The sequence below is a fragment of the Spirosoma pulveris genome, from assembly GCF_054781875.1.
Genome location: NZ_BAAGTO010000002.1, coordinates 929,919 through 952,442 on the forward strand (window position 1 = coordinate 929,919; position 22,524 = coordinate 952,442).

General features: G+C 50.2%; 19 protein-coding genes. 10 read left to right on the forward strand and 9 right to left on the reverse strand.

Annotated elements, in window-relative coordinates; all coding sequences use genetic code 11:
• Positions 1-13: 13 nt before the first annotated feature.
• The 3 genes from ACYVJM_RS12000 to accD form a co-directional block, all read right to left on the reverse strand.
• Positions 14-1,666, reverse strand: a complete 1,653-nt coding sequence (locus ACYVJM_RS12000; RefSeq protein WP_461148651.1) for a hypothetical protein — start codon at positions 1,664-1,666, stop codon at positions 14-16.
• A 54-nt stretch (positions 1,667-1,720) separates the two neighbouring features.
• The gene (locus ACYVJM_RS12005) at positions 1,721-2,701 is read right to left on the reverse strand and encodes a radical SAM protein (RefSeq protein WP_461148465.1); all 981 of its coding nucleotides are present in this window, start codon (positions 2,699-2,701) and stop codon (positions 1,721-1,723) included.
• Between the two features lie 96 nt (positions 2,702-2,797).
• Positions 2,798-3,640: an acetyl-CoA carboxylase, carboxyltransferase subunit beta gene (gene accD / locus ACYVJM_RS12010; protein ID WP_461148466.1), complete on the reverse strand. Its 843-nt coding sequence runs from the start codon at positions 3,638-3,640 to the stop codon at positions 2,798-2,800.
• Positions 3,641-3,836: 196 nt separating this feature from the next.
• Between accD and ACYVJM_RS12015 the strand changes: the two genes are divergently transcribed.
• Positions 3,837-4,280, forward strand: coding sequence for a hypothetical protein (locus ACYVJM_RS12015; RefSeq protein WP_461148467.1), 444 nt, complete (start codon positions 3,837-3,839; stop codon positions 4,278-4,280).
• A gap of 87 nt (positions 4,281-4,367) precedes the next feature.
• Here the strand turns inward: ACYVJM_RS12015 and ACYVJM_RS12020 are convergent, their stop codons facing one another.
• A complete protein-coding gene (locus ACYVJM_RS12020) occupies positions 4,368-6,074 on the reverse strand; it encodes a S41 family peptidase (protein ID WP_461148468.1) in 1,707 nt (568 codons plus the stop codon).
• A 252-nt stretch (positions 6,075-6,326) separates the two neighbouring features.
• Between ACYVJM_RS12020 and ACYVJM_RS12025 the strand changes: the two genes are divergently transcribed.
• The 6 genes from ACYVJM_RS12025 (at position 6,327) to ACYVJM_RS12050 (ending at position 12,788) form a co-directional block, all read left to right on the forward strand.
• Positions 6,327-6,626: a Dabb family protein gene (locus tag ACYVJM_RS12025; RefSeq protein ID WP_461148469.1), complete on the forward strand. Its 300-nt coding sequence runs from the start codon at positions 6,327-6,329 to the stop codon at positions 6,624-6,626.
• A 177-nt stretch (positions 6,627-6,803) separates the two neighbouring features.
• On the forward strand, positions 6,804-8,612 hold the full coding sequence (locus tag ACYVJM_RS12030) for a tetratricopeptide repeat protein (RefSeq protein WP_461148470.1): 1,809 nt from the start codon (positions 6,804-6,806) through the stop codon (positions 8,610-8,612).
• Between the two features lie 88 nt (positions 8,613-8,700).
• Complete coding sequence (locus ACYVJM_RS12035; protein ID WP_461148471.1) at positions 8,701-9,597, forward strand: DUF4292 domain-containing protein; 897 nt, start codon at positions 8,701-8,703, stop codon at positions 9,595-9,597.
• Positions 9,598-9,702: 105 nt separating this feature from the next.
• A complete protein-coding gene (locus ACYVJM_RS12040; RefSeq protein WP_461148652.1) occupies positions 9,703-11,049 on the forward strand; it encodes a murein hydrolase activator EnvC family protein in 1,347 nt (448 codons plus the stop codon).
• Positions 11,050-11,158: 109 nt separating this feature from the next.
• On the forward strand, positions 11,159-11,977 hold the full coding sequence (gene panB / locus ACYVJM_RS12045) for a 3-methyl-2-oxobutanoate hydroxymethyltransferase (RefSeq protein WP_461148472.1): 819 nt from the start codon (positions 11,159-11,161) through the stop codon (positions 11,975-11,977).
• 64 nt (positions 11,978-12,041) lie between these two features.
• Positions 12,042-12,788 (forward strand): RluA family pseudouridine synthase, encoded by a 747-nt coding sequence (locus tag ACYVJM_RS12050; RefSeq protein ID WP_461148473.1) that lies wholly within the window; start codon positions 12,042-12,044, stop codon positions 12,786-12,788.
• A 704-nt stretch (positions 12,789-13,492) separates the two neighbouring features.
• On the opposite strand, the gene ACYVJM_RS12055 is transcribed toward ACYVJM_RS12050, so the two are convergent.
• The 3 genes from ACYVJM_RS12055 to ACYVJM_RS12065 form a co-directional block, all read right to left on the reverse strand.
• Positions 13,493-14,710 (reverse strand): pyridoxal phosphate-dependent aminotransferase, encoded by a 1,218-nt coding sequence (locus ACYVJM_RS12055; RefSeq protein ID WP_461148474.1) that lies wholly within the window; start codon positions 14,708-14,710, stop codon positions 13,493-13,495.
• A gap of 118 nt (positions 14,711-14,828) precedes the next feature.
• Positions 14,829-15,305, reverse strand: a complete 477-nt coding sequence (folK, locus tag ACYVJM_RS12060) for a 2-amino-4-hydroxy-6-hydroxymethyldihydropteridine diphosphokinase (RefSeq protein WP_461148475.1) — start codon at positions 15,303-15,305, stop codon at positions 14,829-14,831.
• 120 nt (positions 15,306-15,425) lie between these two features.
• Positions 15,426-16,430 carry a formylglycine-generating enzyme family protein gene (locus ACYVJM_RS12065; protein WP_461148476.1) on the reverse strand — a complete coding sequence of 335 codons (1,005 nt, stop codon included), beginning with the start codon at positions 16,428-16,430 and terminating at the stop codon, positions 15,426-15,428.
• A 179-nt stretch (positions 16,431-16,609) separates the two neighbouring features.
• Between ACYVJM_RS12065 and ACYVJM_RS12070 the strand changes: the two genes are divergently transcribed.
• Both ACYVJM_RS12070 and ACYVJM_RS12075 read left to right on the forward strand, forming a co-directional pair.
• On the forward strand, positions 16,610-18,502 hold the full coding sequence (locus tag ACYVJM_RS12070) for an ABC-F family ATP-binding cassette domain-containing protein (protein WP_461148477.1): 1,893 nt from the start codon (positions 16,610-16,612) through the stop codon (positions 18,500-18,502).
• Between the two features lie 65 nt (positions 18,503-18,567).
• On the forward strand, positions 18,568-19,215 hold the full coding sequence (locus ACYVJM_RS12075) for a DedA family protein (protein ID WP_461148478.1): 648 nt from the start codon (positions 18,568-18,570) through the stop codon (positions 19,213-19,215).
• On the opposite strand, the gene ACYVJM_RS12080 is transcribed toward ACYVJM_RS12075, so the two are convergent.
• Together ACYVJM_RS12080 and ACYVJM_RS12085 are read right to left on the reverse strand one after the other, a co-directional pair.
• Complete coding sequence (locus ACYVJM_RS12080; protein WP_461148479.1) at positions 19,212-20,591, reverse strand: NAD-dependent succinate-semialdehyde dehydrogenase; 1,380 nt, start codon at positions 20,589-20,591, stop codon at positions 19,212-19,214. The genes ACYVJM_RS12075 and ACYVJM_RS12080 overlap by 4 nt on opposite strands.
• A gap of 117 nt (positions 20,592-20,708) precedes the next feature.
• Entirely contained in the window at positions 20,709-21,194 is a 486-nt protein-coding gene (locus ACYVJM_RS12085) for a MarR family winged helix-turn-helix transcriptional regulator (protein ID WP_461148480.1), read from the reverse strand.
• A 175-nt stretch (positions 21,195-21,369) separates the two neighbouring features.
• Between ACYVJM_RS12085 and ACYVJM_RS12090 the strand changes: the two genes are divergently transcribed.
• Entirely contained in the window at positions 21,370-22,482 is a 1,113-nt protein-coding gene (locus ACYVJM_RS12090; protein ID WP_461148481.1) for an HlyD family secretion protein, read from the forward strand.
• Positions 22,483-22,524 lie beyond the last annotated feature (42 nt).

The window sequence follows — 22,524 nt, forward strand, 5'->3', positions numbered from 1 at the left end:
GGACTTCTAAGACTTACTGACCGCTGGTAACGATCACATCCCGGAACATGAACGGATTATCGCTGATTCGTATGGGTTTGCCGCTGGCAGTCGTTACGTTTTTCAGGATGACCTCTTTCGTTTTGACGTAAGGAAATTTTTCTTGGTAGGAAGCGTCCGTCTGTTGCGGATTGAAATTGGCGAAAATGGCCGGTCCCTGATACGTGTCGCTATGCCGGGAGTCGTCGATCCGGAGATTTTCGATGGTAATTCGTTCGGGCATATAACAGGTGTAGCCGAAATCATGTTGACCTGAATAGGCACCGCTTATCAGCGCAGCACTGATGGGTTTACCATCGGCTGGCACAAAAACACAGTTACGGATCACCAGTTCTCCCTGCCAGCTGCTACCATAATCGGGCCGCAGGTTGACAACGCTCCGGCCACGGATAGTCGAATTTTCGACCAGCAGAAGGCCGCTGCCAATCGCATTAATCCCCATGTGGCCGAGCGTCGAGTTACGAATGGTGGCATTGGCAACGCCCTGATGCGCATCGAATCGGGAGAGGGTACACTGATCGTAAAGAAGGTTTTTACAAAAGTTAGATCCCAGAATGCCCCAGTATGTGTTGTCGTTGATGTCGTTGGTCTGGCTGCAATTGACAAACGATACGTTGAGCGCCCGGTTGACAGACAGATCGTACGTGCCCACAGTAACCGGCTTGTCGGCCGCGCCAATAGTGCTATAGGTCCGGTGGCCGGTCAGGATGGTGTTTTTTACCGTTACGTAAGCGCATTCTCCGATGTTGATGAAGCCGCCATAGGGCGCCCCGTGGTCTTCTTCGCCCTTAATATCGTGCCGCAATCCGTCAACCAGCACGTTGGACCGTCTGATGGCAATGTTCCGGTTGTAATAGGTGTACTTCGATTCGGCTTTGTTGGCGATGGTTGTAAAACGTCCCCCCATGATCGTCAATGGCTTCTCATCGATGGGGAGCGCCGTGATGTCGGTAATTTGAGCGAAATCCCAGATGATCGGGGCGTTCATATCAACATTACCCTGTTTATCAACGACAAAAATATCGGTCTGCGGAGAGCCGTTATTTTGGTTAAGGCCAAACCGGATGTATTGCTTTACGTTCGTATTCGTCACCGTTATGAGACAGGAAGCAGGCAGAACCACGTCGATTTTTTGCTGGTTTCGCTTCAGGGACGTTATCGTTTCCAGCTTAAACGGTTTGAGGTCTGAACCGACCGTGAATACCGAAGCATTGCGATTTTGAACCTCCGTATCGTCAATAATAAAGGTAGCCGTACCAAAATCGGTGTTCGTACGAATGAGGGCGGTGCGCTCCCTGCCGCCAATGTAGTAGGTGGCTTTCGGATCGGCTTTCACCAAAAGTCCATGCAGATTAGCAAAGGCATGCGTGGCCGCAATGGCATTGATATCATCGGTTTTGCCATTGCCGCTGGCGCCGAAGTCACTGTAATGAACCAAACCGGCGGCTCTGAATTTAACTACATCTTTGGGCGGCACATTCAGTTGCAATTCGCCGTTTTCCTGGCTGACCAACCGAATCTTGCCCGTTGAAGAGGTGATCACGACCTGTTCTGGCGGACTTTTAGGCTGGCCTTGTGCCGCCAATGCGCCAATGGATAAAAGGAACGTCAGGAGTGTATACTTCATCATGAGGGCGAGTTTAGTCGGCATTCATGACTACAAGCGGCTAATTCAAATCATTTACTTAAGCAGCTGTTTCCAGGTGCCTTTTACCCAGTTGTATTTGAGGGTGCTGGGCAATGCCCGCCAGAAGTATTTGTTTATTTCGACCGCGAATGATGGCTGCATGTAGCAGTTAATGGCGCACCCCTCGCAGGCCGGCAAACGCCCTTCCAGGGCTACCAGCTTTTGTACTTCGCCGGATCGGTAGAGGTCGAATAGATTGTTATCGATGGCAAAATCCTTCAGTCCCAAATGATAACAGGGAAGCACGAGTTTGTTTTCCGGAGAAATGACAATGGTTGTGCTGGCGGCCCGGCAAACGGGGTCCTCGATGTGGTTGCCGCCGTCGCGCCGAAGCTGGATAAAAGCATCGTTCAAATACACATTTTTCTGCTTTCCCCACCACGACATCTGGCCAAGAGCCTCCTCCGAAAGCCGGTCGCCGGTGTCAACGGTATTGTACTCAAATACAGGATTGAGAATAAGGACGAGATTATTGGGCAGACAGATTTCCTGATGCATCTGTTTGATCTGATGCACATTATGCTCAAAAACCGTAAAGAGAATGTCAGGCCGTTCGCCAAGGCTCCGGGCCAGCGCGATTGACTCCATCACCTTATCGAAGCACTTCACCCCGCGCGAAGTATCGTGTTCTTCAGCAATGGGCGAATCGAGCGAAAAGTGAAGCATGTCGACCAGCCCACGTAGGCTCTCCGCCTGTTTCGGGTAGAGCAGCGCATTGGTCGTAACGGTTGTAATCAGGCCAAGGGCCCTGGCTTCGCGGAGAAGTTCGGGAAGCTGGCGGTGCAGCAGGGGCTCGCCACCCGTAAAGTCGACCACCCGAACGCCTAACCGCTTGAGGTCGCGCAGGTTCTGCCGGGCATTTTCGAGGGTAACGTAAGGCGACGGACGCTCCCATATATCGCAAAAACCGCAGCTCGCATTACAGCGATAAGTGACGTAGTAGTTGCAGAGAACAGGCTGGGAGACAAGGCGCATACCAAGAGAAATGAGGAGTCAGGAGCGAGGAGTGAGGAGTTGCTGACGCAAGACGCCTGCTCCTCACTCCTCGTTCCTGACTCCCCAATCCTAGTGTTACAGAAGCATGTTGAACAGGCTCACTATTTTATCTTTCAAATCTTTCCGGTCGACGATAAAATCGAGGAAGCCGTGTTCGAGGACAAACTCAGCGCTTTGGAAGCCTTTAGGCAGATCTTTACCAATGGTTTCACGGATTACACGCGGTCCGGCAAAGCCGATCAGTGCTTCGGGTTCGGCAATGTTAAAATCACCAAGCATGGCATACGAAGCGGTCACGCCCCCCGTAGTCGGGTCGGTCAGCAGCGATACATACGGTAATTTGGCTTTATCAAGTAAAGCGAGTTTTGCCGACGTTTTCGCCATTTGCATCAGCGAGAAACCGGCTTCCATCATCCGCGCCCCACCCGACTTCGACACCATCAGAAACGGCGTCCGGTTTTCGATAGCGTGGTCGATGGCACGGGCAATCTTTTCACCCACAACTGAGCCCATCGAACCGCCGATGAAGTTAAAATCCATTACGGCAGCTGTCACCATCAATCCATTCATGGGCCCATATGCCGTACGGACAGCATCTTTCAGACCCGTTTTGGCGATGGTTGCCTTTACCCGATCCGGATAGGCTTTGGTGTCCACGAATTTGAGCGGGTCGGCCGATTGCATATTGGCATCGAGTTCGGTGAATTCGTTTTCATCGAACAAGAGGGAGAAATACGCATCGGACCCTATTTTTTCATGGTAATTGCAATGAACACAGGTATACGCGTTGAGTTTGTGTTCCCGCGTGTTCATTACCTTTTTGCAGTTCGGACATTGATACCACAACCCGTCGGGAGCTTCCCGCTTCATTTCGGTTGGGGTCTGAATACCCTTATCTTTTCGGACGAACCAAGACATCTTCAGTAAGTAATTATCAGCAAAGGAGCGGCAAAGGTACAAAGAAAAGAAGCATCAACCAGTATAGTTCTGCATTCACGAATGATCAACTGAGAAACCCGCTTCTGACTGAACTCGGCAACCCCGAAAAAAACCAGACAGTCAGTTTCGGGCACATCGCGTTTTTTTATACTAATAAAGTTGTTGTTTTGCGCCCATGAAACATGCTTTAACTGCGCTTCTTTTAGGAGTTGCGATGAGTGCTTTTGGCCAGGCATCTGTAGCCTATTATCCGTTTAACAGCCTGATTACGGTCAGCACCAACGCCGACCGGGCCTTCTGGGCCGATGCCCGTATGCAGACGAATACGTTGTTTGGCTCATTGAGCACGACGATCTGTCCAATGGTCAACGTAGCCCGTAAAGCGCAGGTAAACTATTATACTGGTCTGGGGGTGCGCTTCAATGCGCTGAATGGCATCGACAGTCGGGACGTTCTGGAGGGGTATTCGCTGCACGTAGGCGTGCGGATAAAGCCGCTTCTGTTCATGCCCAACCTACGGGTGGCCTTCGAACTGGCACCCTATTCCAGAAAAGATTTCAAAACGGGAAATCTTCAATCTTTCCTGGGCTTCGCCTATCAGTTTTCGAAGAAACCCTGAAGGAAATAAGGAGTGAGGAGTTAGTATGTAGGAATGAGGAGGACTCGCGCGAGTCCTCCTCATTCCTACATACTAACTCCTCACTCCTTATTTCTGATTATACGTCATTGCTCCGTGTTCGAGTTTATTGGCCCGATCAAAGAGTTTCAGTGCTTTCTGATAGGTATCGTCCGACTGGGAAATGATGCGAAAGAACTCATTGTTTTGTCCGCCTTTGCTGTTCTTCTGGAAAACAGACCGGGCTACGAGTGCTTTTATCTGCGTACGGATGTAGTTTTTCGAGCGATTGTATTCCTTCTCGTTGAACTTGATACCTTCCGCAGTAGCATCTTTTACCAAACGGTTCATCTGCTCATCATTAATGGTAACAGCCTTGTCGAACTCATCGAACGACATTTTTTCCAGTTTCTTCCGATTATCGTTGGCGTACTCCATCGCAAACTCGCGAATGATGTTTTTCCCATAAAGCTGCACCAGATAGGCCGTTTGCCAGGTTGAATCCCGTGGAATAAAGTAATCCGGCGTGATACCGCCACCACCATACACAACCCGTCCGCCGTCGGTTTTGAATTTCAGCTTGGGATCGTTTTTGATCGAATCGGCAATATAATATTCGCCCCGTTTCGATCGGAGTTCGAGGTCTTTCTCATAATCCCCTTCCTGACCCGGCACGTACGGTTTTTGAATACTACGACCGCTGGGTGTGTAATAGCGTGAAATGGTCAACCGCAGTTCGGAACCGTCAGACAGCGTTACCGGCATCTGTACCAGCCCTTTCCCGAACGACCGCCGACCGGCGATCAGGGCCCGATCATGATCCTGCAAGGCCCCCGATACAATTTCAGAAGCCGACGCGCTGCCTTCATCGATCAATACAACCAGAGCACCCTCCTCAAACTGCCCAGCAATATGCGCCATCGTTTTGCGGTCGTACCGGTTGTCTTTACCGTCGGTATAGACGAGCAACTTATTGCCCGAAATAAATTCGTCGGCAATGTTGGTAGCCCGATCCATGTATCCGCCGGGGTTGTTCCGTAGGTCCATCATCAACTGCGTCATTCCTTTTGCCTTGAGCGATGCCAGTGCCGTCTTGAACTCATCGTAAGTTGTTTCCGAGAACCGGTTGATTTTAATATATCCGGTTTTAGCATCGATCATATAGGCGGCATCCACCGAGTAAGTCGGAATCCGGTCGCGCGTGATCGTAAAGTCCCTGGGTTGCTTATCCCCTTTCCGAAGAATCGTTAACCTGACATCTGTACCTTTTTTCCCGCGGAGGGCCTTAAATACAGCGCTGTTTTCAATTTTACCACCGGCCAAAGGTTTATCATCGACCTTGATAATTTTGTCGCCACTTTGAATACCCGCCGTTTCAGATGGTCCACCTGCCAGGGGCGTCACCACATAAACGGTGTCTTTGTAAATATTGAACTCAACACCGATGCCATCAAACCCACCTTCGAGCTGGGCCCGGGCGGCCACGGCATCCTGCGGATTCATGTAGGCCGTATGCGGATCGAGCCGTTCGAGCATTTTGGTAATCGAGTAATCGACCAGATCATCTGTATTGACCGTATCGACATAATTGTTCTCGATCAGTTGTAGAATCTCCTTGTATTTACCGTACCCACGTCCAATATTATTCATACTCCGAGTCCCGCCAAAAAACGTCGCTCCAATCAACATACCTCCGGCGAGTGCAATACCTAATAGCATCGGTATACGCACCGTTGCTTTATCATTCTGAATCCGGTTCTTATTCTCCTGACCATCAGGATTTCCCGGCGTTTTCATAGCGTTACCATCTCCATCCATTCGTTCGCTGCGTAAATAATGTCTTTTATACCCCCATAACGTTTTTAAGGTAGCGAAATGTTTGCCATAAAAGCGATATGCCAATAAAAAAAACTCAACGGCTGGCGTTCATGATCAAGCATTTCCCTCAACCGGTTGGGCGACATCGGTTTCTGCTGATTTCCTGGCAGTGTTTACTGGAAACTATGCTTACTTTTACGGAGCAGCCAGTAAATCGCCTGCTCTACGCTTATGTTCGTTCATACTGTTTTTTTCTGGCTTCGCCATCCCGAAAGCCAGGACGACCACCAGGCCTTACGCGCCGGTCTCGAAACCCTGAAATCCATAACCGACATCTCAACGGCTTATGTAGGCACTCCTGCCGAAACCCGTCGCCCGGTTATCGACCACTCCTACGATTTCTCGTTAACGCTGGTCTTCACCGACAAAGCCGCCCACGATGTCTATCAGGAACACCCTACCCACCTGGCTTTCGTGGCCAACTGCGCTCACCTCTGGGAACGTGTGCAGATTTATGATGCGGTGAGTTAGTGGGTATCAGGAGTGAGTATGTAGGAGTGAGGAGGGCCAATGCCCGCGTCAGCCCTCCCCGCTCCTACATACTCACTCCTTAAAGAAGACATTCGATCATTTTAAACTACCTTTGTCTTAGCGGTTTATTTAAATCATTACCGCAATAGACCGGGTTGAGCCGCGTTTTTCGTACGTATGCATCACGACACGCTGACCAACATGAATTCAATATATTTTACATATCGAAGCCATCGGCTACTCATTAGGTTAGCAAGTAGTGTCAGTCTGCTTCTTTGCTTTACCACTTCGCCTGCCCTGGCGCAGCGCAAACGCGACAAAGCCGATACGGCACTCGCCAAACCTGGCTCTACATCGACGACCACCGTTCGAATGGAAGCCGAAACGCAGTTTACCGAGGGGATTCGGTATTTGATGACGGATGAGCCGTCCAAAGCCATTCCCCAGTTTGCCAAAGTACTGCAGAAAGACCCTAACAACGCAGCCGCTCAGTATTCTACAGCCAGTGCTTACCTCAAAAGCGGAAAAGTGGCCGAAGCCCTTCCCTTTGCGGCTAAAGCCCATTCACTGGACGTCGACAACAAATTCTATTCTCTTCTGCTAGCCGAACTGTATGTCAAACAAAAGCGATACAGTGAAGCCGAAGACTTATACGAAGCCCTGCTGAAAAAAGGCCCGGAAAACGCAGAATATGGCGTCGAGCTGGCCGCTATCTACCTCTTCAACGAAAAGCCCGACAAGGCACTTGAAGCCTATAACAAAGTAGAAAGAGAACTGGGCCTGAATGAAGAAATCACCCGCCAGAAGCAACGCATCTACCTTAAACAGAATAAAATAGACAAGGCGATCGAGGAAGCGGAAAAGCTGGTAGCGTCCGAACCATCCGACCCTGATTACCTGCTCGAAGGCGCCGAAATGCTCATTGCCAACGACCGCACCGATCAGGCTATCAGCTGGATTGACCGCGCCCTTAAGTTAAGTACCGATTTACCCCAAGCCCATGTGCTGCTGGCCGATATCTACCGCAAGAAAGGAGATATGGCCCGGGTTACCAAAGAGCTGAATCAGGTACTGGCCAACCCCAACCTCGAAGCCGGCCTGAAAGCGCGTATTCTGTCGAGCTACATGGGCATGACCGGCTCTAATACAGCAGCGCAGCAGGACGCCCTGGTTATGGCTCAGAATCTCGCAAAGACATCACCCAATGACCCCAAAACGCAGGTAATGCTGGCCGATCTGCTTATGCAGCAGGGTAAGAAAGCCGAAGCCCGCGATGCATACGCCAAAGCAGCCCGTCTGGACGGCTCCATTTATGAAGTTTGGGGTGCCCTGCTCCAGCTCGATAACGAACTGAATCAGATTGATAGTCTCCTGGTACACTCCGAAAAGGCGCTGGAAGTGTTTCCAACACAGGGACTGTTCTGGTATTCCAACGGGTCGGCCAATTTGTACAAACGCCGGTACCAGCAGGCAGTCGATGCCCTTGAGGAAAGTCAGAAGTTACTGGCTGCCAGCGCGAGCAACGAGTTAAAAAAGGGAATCAGTGCCCAGTTGGGCGATGCATACAACGGCCTTGGTGATTATGCCAAATCAGACGAATCGTATGAAGCCGTGCTGAAGGTGGATCCTTTGAACGATTACGTTCTGAACAATTACAGCTATTTCCTGTCTTTACGAAAAGAGAACTTGCCTCGTGCCTTGCAACTTGCCCAGAAACTCGTGGAGCGTAACCCAGGCAATGCGACCTATCTGGATACCTACGCCTGGGTGCTTTACGTCTCGAAAGACTACGCTAAAGCAAAGCAATACCTCGAAAAAGCCCTGGCCGATCCAGCCCACGTAAGCGGAACCATCATTGAGCATTATGGCGATGTTCTTTACCAGTTAGGCCAGGCAGACAAGGCACTTGAGCAGTGGAAGAAAGCGAAGACGAAAGGTGGTGCCAGCCCCGAGATAGACAAGAAAATAACCTCTGGCAAAATGTAAACCGGTTTACAGTCCATGTACGGCCTTACCTTATCAACCCATTTTCTGATGGCCGTCGATGGAAAACGATAAACCGAAAAACACCTAAATGAACAAATACCTGCTGTTTACGCTCCTGATAAGCGTATTATTGAGTTCGGAAGGCTGTCGACGTCAGCGTATGTCCCGCAATACTAGCCCGACGCCGGTTTCATCCGTCCCCGCGACTGTCGATTCTACCCTTTCAGCTAACCCTGCCCCAAAACTGCCTACCGACTCCACAAGGGTCGAACCTGAATTAGCCAAAACGGACCCATCCAGGCCCGGCATTGAAGAGGCCCGCGCCCATGTTGCCGAAATCGACTTTCGCTACCTGACGGCAAAATCAAAAATTTCATTTAAAGGGCAGCAGCAGGATATTGACAATGCCAATGTGAGTATCCGGGTGCGGAAAGACAGCCTGATTTGGGTGTCGGTATCCAAACTCGGCATCGAAGCCGTTCGGGGTATGATTACCCGTGATTCGATTACGATTGTGGACAAAATACACCACGAATATTCCGTGTATGATTTCCCGACACTGAGCAAGCGGTTTAACTTCAACCTGAGCTTCGATTTGCTTCAGGCACTAATTGTAGGTAATCTGCCACTACCTAAACGACCGGCGCAAAAAATAAAGAATGAGCGGGATTACCTGCTGCTTCGGCAAAGCGAAGGAAAAGTGCTGGTTGAAAACTACATTGGTGAGCAGGACCGAAAGCTAAAGAAACTGATGGTAACCGAGCAGCCAACGAAGAATACCCTTCGGCTGGATTACGAAGATTTTACTTCGCTCAACAACTTCCTCTTCCCCTATACCAGTCTGGTTACGGTCGACTATAAATCGAAATCCGACGGGCAGTTTTATCAAACGCTGCTGCGTATCAAGCACAATAAAGTTGAACTGGTAGACAAAGCGCCGGGATTTCCTTTTACTATCCCATCCAATTATACCCGTCGACCCTAAGTTTATTCGTTGGTTTAAGTCCTTATGCAGGTGAAAATTTCCCACACTCGGTATGTTATTCGCTGGTCGGTAATCGGGCTGGTCATCATTGGCTGGGTGTGGTCAATGCCATCCGTTCAGGCACAGCAGACGGTGCGTGACCGACAGGTACTCGAAAAAGAAAAAAAGCAGAATCTGGAGAAGATGAACCAGATTCGAACCATTCTGAAACAGACTGCCTCCGAAAAACAAGCCGGGTTGGGCCAACTAAAGGCGCTTGATCAGCAGATCCAGACGCAATCGCAGCAAATTGGGCTACTCAATAAAGACCTTCAGCTAACTGAAGCAGAAATCGCCGAACTCCGGCGGGCCAGCACAACCCTGTCCAGAGACCTTGATAAACTCAGGGACGAGTACGGCTCCATGATTTACGCGGCTGATAAACGTCGGCAGCAGGTCAATCCGCTAGGCTTTTTGTTTGCCGCCGATAACTTCAATCAGTTAGTGGCCCGTTACCGGTATTTGCGGCAGTACTCCGATGCCCGACAGAGTCAGGTGCGGCAGATGTCGAACGTAAAGACAATGCTGGATGGGAAACAAAAGGCTACTCAGCGCAAACGACAGGAACAAAAAAATACAATTGGTGCCAAAGTACAGGAGACTAAAAGTCTCGAAACCCTCAAAGTTGTCAAGAACCAGGTTGTTAAGGAACTGGGGCAAAAAGAGGCAGAGCTGAGAACGGAACTGGCCGAAAGCCGCCGGGCGGTGGGGCAACTCGAAGCATTGATCAAACGACTGATCGTTCGTGAAGCCAGAGAACGCGCCGAACGCGAAGCCCGTGAACGTGCCGAGCGCGACCGAATTGCCAGACTCGAAGCTGCCCGCAAAGCAGCTGAACGCAAACGGGCTGAAGACGCCATTGCGGCTGCGGAAAAGGCCGGAGAAAAACCTGCCCCGGCGGATGTAGCCAAAGTCGAACGGCCGGCAGAACCGGAACCAGCGCCCAAAAAACCGGACGAACGCCGAAATAATAATCTCAATGATGAAGAGACAGCACTGGCTTCGTCCTTTACATCGTCGCGGGCGCACCTGCCCTGGCCAGTGACCAAAGGGTTTATTTCTGACCGTTTCGGCCGCAAACCACACCCAGTCCTGAAGGGGATTTACGTAGAGAATCAGGGGGTCGATATTCAGACGAACGCGGGCGAGGGCGTCCGGTCGGTTTATGATGGCATTGTACAGGACGTGACGAGTATGCCCGGCATGAATAACGTGGTAGCCATTCAGCACGGCGATTACTTCACGGTTTACGCCAAACTCCGCAGCGTATCGGTTCGGGTCGGGCAACGGGTAAAAGCCCGTGAATCCATCGGTACAGTAGCAACAGACAAGAACGGAGTGTCTGAAATCCAGTTCCAAATCTGGAAGGAATTTACCAAACTCAACCCCGAGTCGTGGCTCACTCCCCGCTAGCTTAACTCCTCGTAGTTTGAGCCGATAAGGTACTGATGAAAAGGGCATCGGTAAAAAAACCGTACTTTTACAGCCTTTTACCGAAATCCGTAAACAGTAAACCGACACTATGTCTGTTCATAATCCCGATATCAAACGCGTTACGACGCATACCATTCAGGAACTGAAGAATAAAGGCGAGAAAATCTCGGCGCTGACCGCCTACGACTATTCCATGGCCAAGGTGGTTGATGCCGCTGGCGTCGAACTGATTTTAGTGGGCGACTCGGCTTCTAATGTTATGGCTGGCCACGAAACCACGCTGCCCATTACCCTCGACCAGATGATCTATCACGCCTGTTCGGTAGTGCGGGGGGTTAAACGGGCGTTGGTGGTGGTCGATTTGCCCTTCGGCTCATACCAGGGTAACTCAACGGAAGCCCTGCGGTCGGCCATTCGGATCATGAAAGAATCGGGGGCCCATGCGGTGAAAATGGAAGGGGGGCTGGAAATCAAAGAATCTATTGTGCGGATTTTAAGTGCGGGGGTACCCGTCATGGGGCATCTGGGCCTGACCCCCCAATCCATTTATAAATTTGGCACTTATGCCGTGCGCGCCAAAGAAGAAGCCGAAGCCCAGAAGCTGATCGACGATGCGCATATGCTTCAGGATATTGGCTGTTTTGGACTGGTACTCGAAAAAATTCCGGCGGCACTCACCAAAACCGTTTCAGAAAGTCTGACCATTCCAACGATTGGTATCGGTGCCGGCCCGGACGCCGACGGGCAGATTCTGGTTGTCCACGACCTGTTGGGAATCACCAATGAATTCAAGCCACGGTTCCTTCGCCGATACGCTGATCTGCATAAAATTATGACCGAGGCCATAGCTCATTATGTAGACGACGTGAAAACCAACGACTTCCCGAACGAGAAAGAAGCGTATTAAGTTAAATAAGGTGGGTGTGAACCGGCCTGTTAACTATTAATGCGGGTTCTCACCCGCACGACTCATGAAAAAGAAACCATTTCAGGTGGTCTATGAAGACAACCACCTGCTTATTGTCAATAAGGACCCCGGCATTCTGGTACAGGGAGACCGCACCGGCGATACGACCTTGCTGGATGTCCTTAAAGATTATATCAAGGAAAAGTATAACAAACCCGGCGACGTTTTCTTAGGGCTCGTTCATCGGCTCGACCGGCCCGTTAGTGGTCTGGTCGTGTTTGCGCGTACCTCGAAAGCACTGGAACGCATGAACGAAATTTTCCGGAAACGTCAGGTACAAAAAACGTACTGGGCCGTGGTTCGGCGCAAACCACCCAAGGATGCGGATAAGCTGGTTAACTGGCTTGTTAAAGACGAGCAGAAAAATCAGGTAACAGTGTATGACTACGAAGTCCCTAAGTCGCAGAAAGCTGAACTATCGTACCGGGTGCTCGGCAAGATCAATGAGCATTACCTGCTGGAAGTAAACCCGATTACGGGTCGGCCTCATCAGATCAGATCCCAACTGGCGCATATGGGCTGTCCTATTCGTGGTGATGTCAAGTACGGGTACGACCGGGCTGTTCCCGACAAGAAAATTTATTTACACGCCCGTCGGCTGTATTTCATCCACCCAATCAAACAGGCTGGAGCGGAGGATCGCCCCATTATTTGTAAAGCCGGGTTGCCGAACGATCCATTTTGGGAAGAGTTCCTTGAACTGGACACGGAGATTTACAACGATAAGAACCTGGATATTACGTTCGAGTAATTGCAATCAGCATGCTGACCCGGTATATAAAAAAGGCTCTGCGTTTCCTTCCCGGAACACAGAGCCTTTTTTATATACTGACGTGTTATCAGTGTTCAGTCAATGTAGAGGTGTTAGGCTCTGTAGGCGCTACATCCAGCACGATTTGCTCCATTACACGCTCAATCATCTGAATAATCCCGCGAAGAGCTCCGAAGACTATGCACAGAGGGAGAATAATTGGCAAAAAGAAAATCCACTGAAAAGCCATATACAAACGAAAATTCTTCATCGGCTTAAATGATAATTTTAAAGTTAAGTTTACGGTATAAAAAAAGTGATAACTAAATATGTGCGTTAGCAGCGACACTTTCTATCGATATTCAAAAATAACCTTGCCTTTGTACAAAAACAAGACATCTGATAAAAAGTTCTTTACCTAAGAGCTCACATTTTAGTATGAATAAATAAATTAGTTGTCACCATCATTACCTTACACTCTCTATTTCAATTACTATGCCAGAAGTTTTTTATTTACGATAAAATGCAAATTTTTATTATGAATTAACATTGAAACGCCTAATATATAGGCAGTTAGATTGCATTTTGAACAATCAATTAGTCTACTAAATATACGAGTTTAACAGATATAAAAAGCATCGGGGACGAAAAAAGATGTGACAAACCACACTCCTCTTTCGTCCCCGATGCTGTTTTTTCTTTGCTTATTTTAATGTGGCAACTGCATCTTTAATGCGTTGTACTGCTTCAACAAGAGATTCGTCGGATGCGGCCGTTGAGATGCGCAGGCAATCCGGAGCTCCGAAACCCGAACCCGCAACGGTTGCTACATACGCGGTGTTCAAGAGCCAGGCAGCAAAATCATCTGAATTCTGGATTGTTGTCGTTCCATCCGACTTGCCATAATAATAACTGATGTCGGGGAACGCATAGAAGGCTCCTTCCGGTACGTTCGTACGGAAATGAGGAACTTCTTTCAGCAAGCTTACGACCAAATCACGCCGACGATGGTAGGCTTTAGCCATTTCCATAGATGGTTCCATTGGACCATTCAGCGCAGCTACCGTCGCTTTCTGGGCAATGGAGTTCGTTCCCGAAGTTACCTGTCCCTGTAGTTTCTCAACCCCATCGGCAATCCATTTGGCGGCACCAATGTACCCGATCCGCCAGCCCGTCATGGCATAGCCTTTAGCTACTCCATTAACGGTAATAACGCGCTCGGCAATTTCAGGAATCGACCCCATGCTGAAGTGACCTTCCGGGGTGAAGTTGATGTATTCGTAAATTTCATCGGCAAGCACATGTACGTTCTCATGGCGAGCTACCACATCGGCAATGGCGCGAAGTTCGGCTTCTGAATAAATAGAACCCGTTGGGTTATTCGGCGATGCATACATAACAATCTTGGTCCGGTCTGTGATCGCGGCCTCAAACTGCTCGGGTGTTACTTTGAAGTTATTTTCAAAGCTACCATCAACGACAACGGCTTTACCTTCGGCCAGTTTCACCATTTCGGAATAGCTAACCCAGTACGGCGAGAAAATGATCACTTCGTCGCCGGGGTTTACCAATACCTGAATGACGTTCGCCAGCGAGTGCTTGGCACCTGTTGACACGACGATGTTCTCGGGTTTCCAGTCGATGTTATTGTCGCGCTTGAATTTATCGGCAATGGCTTTGCGGAGGTCGGGATAACCCGCAACGGGCGAATAGCCATGGAAACCATCGTCAATGGCTTTCTTGGCCGCTTCGCAGATGTGGGCGGGTGTTTTAAAATCCGGCTCCCCAACGCTCAGGCTAATTACTTTGTGGCCCTGAGCGGCCAATTCACGGGCTTTTTTGGTCATCGCCAGCGTGGACGACTCCTCCAGCGCGTTGATGCGGTCGGCTAACAAACTCACGGTGTCAAGCGTGGCAGACATAATCGGTGATGTTTTTGAGAAAATGATAACAAACTGACCACAAAGGTAGTGGGTTTTCAGCGGAAGGGTACGGATTTTGGAAAATTAAAAATGATTGTTACACAGAGATTCTCAGCTTTTACCGTAACCTTAAGACCTCCCCCTTGTCCTCGCATTGATCCAATAACTCACTCGTTGTTTTACCCAAAACAGGATGCACGAAATCAGGAGCTATTTCATTGAGTGGCACGAGTGTAAAGCGTCGCTGGTGAAGGAACGGATGCGGGACTGTCAGCGTGTCGGTTTGCAAAAGGAGCTGACCATAAAACAGGATGTCAATGTCAATGACGCGGGCACCCCACTTCTCCAGCCTCACCCGACCGAGCTCCTGCTCAATATTCTGCGTCTGCATGAGCACTTCTTCAGGCCCCAGCGTAGTCTCAATTGCCAGCACCTGATTTAAGTAAGCGGGTTGGTCGATAACACCCCAGGGGGCGGTTTCGTACAGACCCGACTGTTGAACTACCCGCCCGACGCGTTCTGAAATCAGGTAAACGGCCCGGCGAAGGGTGTGGGGACGGTCGCCGAGGTTCGCGCCGAGGAGGAGATATAGCATGATGTGTGACGTATGATGTATGCTATAGGGTGTATGATGTATGATGTATGCGTACCAGCCCTTCATTCTTCTCAAAGCTCAGGCTATATCATACACCCTATAGCATACATCATACATAGTTTAATAATCCTTAATCGGCTTAATATCATAATAAGCCTTGATCTCTTCTTCGCTGGGCGTTTTGGCTGGACGTACCAGGCGGAACCCCACGAACGAGGCTGAAGTCAGCCACCAATCCGACTTGGGGCTTTGGGGGTCGAGTACTTTCCAGGCCGGGGCCGAGGGGGTCCGGGCCGCCGACCGAAGTACGGTGGCGGCATCGTCCCAGGAGCCACCCCGAACGGAGTTTGGATAAAGGGTTGTGGTGGGCGCGAACGGTTCTTTTACTTTGCCACTGGCCACCTGTTTGTAATAATCCGCCACGTACTGATCCTTGGTCCACTCCATTACGTTGCCGTGCATGTCGTACAAACCAAATGGATTCGGCTTTTTGGTACCTACCTTTTTATAGGCACCATCGCTGTTGCCGGTAAACACAGCATATTCACCAAGCTTTTTCACATCAGCGCCGAACGAGTAGGGCGTTGTTGTATTAGCCCGACAGGCATACTCCCACTCCGCTTCGGTGGGTAACCGGAAAAATACACCCGTTTTAGCATAGAGCCAGGCGCAGAATTTAATGGCCGCGTACTGAGTCATGTTGATGGCCGGGTAGCCCGCGCGCCCCATGCCAAACGACATGTCCACATAAGGTGGGCTGGGGCGGGTAGTGGCATCTGTTTTTGTTAAATTTGCCTCCGATTCGGTGTATTTAGCGGCCATTTCCTTTTCCATGTTGGTAAAGGCGAACAGGTCGTAAAGATCCCAGGTTACTTCATACTTGCCCATGTAAAAGGGTTCAACCTGCACCTTATGCTGTGGTCCTTCATCGGCACTACGGCCTTTTTCGGTGGCCGGGCTCCCCATCATGTACGTTCCGCCGGGAATGGCCACCAGCGCATAACTCTGGTTACTCCCCGGAACGGTTTGCGTGTAGGATTTGAAATCGGTTGTAGTCTGGGCACTTGTACGAACCAAAACGCCTGATAAAAAGGCGATGGTCAGTAAGCGATATTTTAGACGCATTGCTGGTTATGTAGGAAAAGGAATCAGTATTGATTGACAGGTAAAAGTACGAACGATTTCCTTTGTTGTACCTTTGTAAAAATAAATGAAAATGCGGTCGGACTGCTACGGCAGTCAAGCGAGTCAGGCAAACAGAAATCCTGTCGCCTTTTCTCCTCCGCCCGTTATACGATTAGCGAATGAATTATTTCTCAGCCGAAAATTTATCAAAAACCTACGGCGACCGCACTCTGTTTAAAAACCTCACGTTTGGTATCAACCGGGGTGATAAAGTAGCTATTGTTGGGGCCAATGGCTCCGGTAAAACAACGTTACTGTCTATTTTGGCCGGTGCCATGCCACCCGATGCGGGCCTTGTGAGTCATCGTAAAGACATAAGCATTGGTTATCTCGACCAACAGCCCGAGTTCAATGATGCCCTGACCGTTATGGAAGTTGTGCTGGCGGGCGAAAGCGCTCAGCTCGATGCGGTTCGGGCTTATGAACACGCGCTGGCTCACGAAGACAATAAAGGTCTCGAACAAGCCATGGCCGACATGGAGAAACTCGAAGCCTGGGATTACGAAGCGCAGATCCGGCAAATCCTGGGTGAGTTGGGAATCCAGGATTTTGAGCAAATCGTTGGCTCCCTATCCGGCGGACAACGCAAACGTGTTGCGCTGGCACGGGTACTCATTCAAAATCCCGATCTGATCATTCTGGATGAGCCGACCAACCACCTTGATCTGGAAGCCATTGAATACCTCGAAAATTACCTGAACACAAACAATGGTACGCTGCTGATGGTCTCCCACGACCGGTACTTTCTGGACCGGGTCTGCAACCAGATTGCGGAGATGGACAATGGGCAGTTGTACACCTACAAGGGCAATTACGCGTATTTTCTGGAGAAGAAAGACGAACGCGAAGCAGCCGCAGCCTCCGAATTGACCAAAGACCGCAACACCTTCCGGCGGGAGCTGGAATGGATGCGTCGGCAACCCAAAGCACGCGGTACCAAAGCACAGTACCGGATCGACGCCTTTGAAGACCTTAAAGAAAAGACCAGCGGCAAAAAGAACGACGGCGATCTGGACCTGAACCTGCGCATGGCCCGGCTAGGCAGCAAAATTCTGGAGGTTGAGAACCTGAGCAAACGCTTCGGCGAGAAAGTGTTGCTCGACCATTTCACCTATACCTTCAAACGGCCCGACCGCGTTGGACTGATCGGGAAAAACGGCATGGGCAAAACCACGCTGATGAATATGCTGACCGGCCAGCTCCGGCCCGACTCCGGTAAGATCAGCACGGGGGGCACGGTTAAGTTTGGCTATTACACCCAAACGGAGCTGGACTTACCCGAAAACCAGCGCGTTATCGACGTGGTGCAGGATGTGGCCGAGGTCATGAAACTGGCTAACGGCGATACCATCACGGCAACACAGCTCCTGAGCCGGTTTCTGTTCGATCGCTCCAAGCAGTATGATTTTGTTGCCAAACTGAGCGGAGGAGAAAAACGGCGTTTGCAACTTCTGCTGGTACTGGTTCAAAACCCAAACTTCCTGATTCTTGACGAGCCGACTAACGACCTCGACATTACCACGCTGAACGTACTGGAGGACTTTCTGCTCAACTTCCCCGGCTGTGTCCTGATTGTTACACACGACCGGTATTTCATGGACCGGCTCGTGGAGCACGTGTTTGTTATGGAAGGCGAAGGAAAAGTGCGCGATTTCCCCGGCAACTACACCGATTACCGGGAGTGGCGGGATTCGCAGCCCAAAGTCAATGCACGTTCGGGTAAACCAGCACCGGCTGATGTTAAGAACCAGACAATGGCTCCCGTCGCGTCGTCGGTACCCGCCAATCAGAACGGGGCCAAACGAAAGCTATCCTTCAAAGAGATTCGTGAGTACGAAACACTTGAAAAAGATATTGAGTCGCTGGAGCAACGCAAAACCGAAATCGTGAGTCTCCTCAACACAGGTGGTCACCACGAACAGTTAATAGCATGGTCGCGGGAGATCGAACAGATTGATCAAACCATCGCTGAGAAATCAGACCGCTGGCTGGAACTGGCGGAGTTTATTTAAAAGGCGAAAGAGCGAAAGAGCGTACTGTGCTGAATTTCGCTCTTTCGCTCTTTCGCGCTTTACTTATGGATCAGATCATAGCTTTTTTCCAGACATTACTCGACTCCGAGGATATTATCCGAACGGGTGGTCTTGTATTAATTACGCTGATTGTCTTTGTTGAAAACGGTATTTTCTTCGGCTTCTTCCTGCCGGGCGATTACCTGCTTTTTCTGTCGGGTGTGTTTGCGGGGATAAAGCTGTTGAACGTACCCCTCTGGCTGTTGCTGACCTGTGTTTTTGCGGCAGCCGTTCTGGGCTCGCTGACCGGCTATCTGACCGGCTATTATTTTGGTGGACGAATCAAGAATCGGCCCGATTCGCTGTTTTTTAAACAGAAATACATCGAAAACACGCGGGAAGCCTTTATCAAATACGGAAATAGTGCCCTGATCATTTCCCGATTTCTACCCATTGTCCGGACGTTTGCTCCGCTGCTGGCCGGGCTTATTCACATGCCGCCCCGCTTTTTTATGCTTTACAATATTATTGGGGGCGCTATCTGGGTGATTACACTGGTGGGGGGCGGTTTCTTCTTCGGTGAGCGGTTTCCGGGCATTGTCGACTATGTCCAGTACATCATTTTCTTCTTCCTGGCCGTAACCACGTTCACGGTCGTGAAGGGCTACCTGAACGCCCGAAAAGAAAAGAAAGCCGAAATAAACGCCGATTAACCTTGGGTCTTTTCAACCCAAACGGTTTTAATATTCACAAACTCCCGAATACCGACCTCTGACAATTCGCGGCCAAAGCCCGAGGTTTTGATACCGCCAAAGGGCACACGAGCATCGGAACGCATCAGGCCGTTGATAAACACCGACCCCGCCTGAATCTGGCGGGCCAGCCGCTCTGCCTTATCCAGATCCTTCGTCCAGAGGGCCGAGCCCAGGCCAAAATCAGAGTGGTTTGCCAATCGGATGGCGTCCGTTTCGTCTTTGGCATCGATCAGAACGGCCAGCGGCCCAAAGGTTTCTTCGTCGAAAGCCGCCATACCGGGCTTCACATTATCCAGTACCATTGGTTGAACGTTACACCCTTCGCGCTCACCGCCCGTTAGTCGTTTAGCCCCTTTAGCGAGCGTTTGCCGGTATTGCCGCTCAATAGAATCGGCCAGATCGAGCCGTGCCATTGGGCCCATAGTGGTCGCTTCATCCAGAGGGTCGCCCTGGCGGATTTGACTGACCTGATGCAGCACCCGTTCGGTGAAGGCTTTTTTTACGGATTTTTCGATAATGAATCGCTTGGCAGCAATGCAGCTTTGGCCGGCGTTTTGCATGCGCGACTTCACGGCTACTTCCGCAGCTTTGTCCAGGTCAGCGTCGGCCAGGACGATCAGCGCATCGGAGCCACCCAGTTCCAGTACCGATTTCTTGATCTCCCGCCCCGCAATACCGGCAACGGATGAACCGGCGCGACCGCTGCCCGTAAGTGTTACAGCTTTGACTCGTTTGTCTTTCAGCAGGTCTTCGACAACGGGCACATCGATCAGCAGCGACTGGAAAACACCCGTAGGCAACCCGCACTCCCGAAACGCTTCCTCAATAGCCAAGGAACAGCCAAATACGTTGGGAGCATGTTTAAGTAACCCAACATTACCCGCTATAAGGCCCGGAATGGCAAAGCGCATGACCTGCCAGAACGGAAAATTCCAGGGCATAATGGCCAATACTGCACCGAGTGGCTGGTAAGTGACAAAGCTCTTTTCGGCCGGTCCGTCGGTACGGTCGGATTGTATGGCCTGATCGGCGAGAAAGGCTTCAGCATGGTCGGCGTAGAACGTACAGGTAGCAGCACATTTCTCCACTTCGCCCACGGCTTCCTTGAGCGTCTTCCCCATCTCTGCCGTTATCAACTCGCCGTATCGCTGTTTGTTATCGGTTAAATACTGTCCGGCTTTGCGTAAATAACCCGTACGCTCCGGAAGCGACAAAGCCGACCAGTCGGCAAAGGCCCGGTCGGCTTGTTTAAGTTTTCGCTCAATGACACCAACGCTATCAGCGCGATAGGTTTTAATGTGCTTCTGCGAATATGGATTTATGGAGGTAAACATAAAGGGATATACTATGTATGATGTAGGATATAGGATGTCGGTTATCTAATGTATGCATAACTGTTTCTGGCACTACATCATATATCCTGCATTATACATCATACATCTCCCATCCCGCTATTGTTCGTCGTTCTCTAATTTATTCACTAGCTCGGCCATGGTTTCAATAACCTGTTCCATTCGGTCGTAACCAACAATACCGTCAAATTTGTCGCGGGCTTCCTGCATACAGTCTTTCAGCGAAACGAACAGCTCTTTGCCCCGCTCGTTGAGAAAGATGATGCTGGAGCGGGAATCGCTGGGATTTTTCTGCGTATAGATATACCCTTCCGTTTCGAGCAGTCCAACGATCTTACTCATCATCTGTTTCGTAACACAGGCTCGTTTGGCCAATTCGTTATTGGTCGTTCCCCCCTCTTCGATATTAGAAAGGAACATCAGGTAACTCATTTTGAAATCGGTAAATCCCTTTGCGTGCAGACGCGGCTCGATAAAGTTACTCGTAAATCGTTTGAGCCGCCAGAACAAACGCCCAATCGAGCGATCTCGAATCGCCTGATATTGGGTGAAATCAAAGGAATTTTTATCTGTTTCCACGAACATGCTGGCAAAATAAAAAATACTGAAACAATTCTTTTCAAAAGATTGTACAAATATAGTCAACCTGCTTGACTTTATAGTCAACCTAGTTTACTTTTGTTGCACAATAGTCAAACGCGTTGACTATCTACTTAGTTCTTCTCACGACATCGGCCTATGTCTAAACACTACTCAAACTATGGCAACCATAACTGAACCAATGGCAACCACAGACGAAAAAAGCGGAATTAAAGCGTACTTACCTCGTATCATTATAGCCCTTGTTTTACTCGTTGGGGGTTATTTTGGCTACAAGGCTTACGTACACAGCCAGCAATATGAAACGACCGACAATGCACAGATCGAAGGCAATTCAGCGCCTGTACTCGCTCGGGTAGCCGGTTACGTTACCGCCGTGAATGTAGCTGATTATGCCACGGTGAAACGCGGTCAGCCGCTGGTTACCATCGACCCCCAGGAATACGATGTGGCGCTGGCCCAGGCCGAAGCCGATTATCAGCAGTCACTGGCCGACCTCGAAAACGCTCGTGCTGATTTGCAGAATGCCCAGGCCAACGCCCGCAATGTTGCCCAGAACACCCGCGTAGCCTTGTCGAACGCCCAGGTACAGGCCGCCCGGCGGGATAAGTCACGGCAGGATCTACAACGCGACCAGAATCTCTACAAAGAGCAGTCCCTGACGCGTAAGCAGCTGGAAGATTCGCAGAATAACGCTGAAGTGCAGGGACGCCAATACGACGCTAACGTTGAGCAGATCAACCTCGCCAAAACATCGCAGGGGGTAGCGCAGGCCGGTATCGCTAAAGCGCAGGCCAACATCCAGAAAATTCAGGCAGTTCTGAAGGTAAAGCAGGCCGCCATCGACAATGCTAAACTACGCGTAGGTTACGCCCGTCTGACCGCTCCGATTGCGGGCAAAATAGGCCGTAAAAACGTAGTGGTCGGTCAATATGTACAGCCTGGTCAGAATCTGTTCACCATCGTTGCCGATTCGACGTTCTGGGTTGTTGCCAACTTCAAGGAAACGCAGCTGGAGAAAATGCAGCTTGGTCAGGCCGTCGACATAAAGCTCGACGCGTATCCTGATCTCGACATTAAAGGACGCATCTCCTCTTTGTCGGATGCTACCGGAGCGCGGTTTGCGTTGCTTCCGGCGGATAATGCCTCGGGTAACTTCGTCAAAATCACCCAGCGCGTGCCGGTAAAGATCGAGATTCTGAATCCGGAGAAATACAAAAATCAACTGCGGGCGGGCCTGAGCGTCGATGCTGAGGTACGAGTCGCTAATTAAAAAGGAGAAAAGGGAAGAGAGGGAGGAATAGGACGAAAGGGG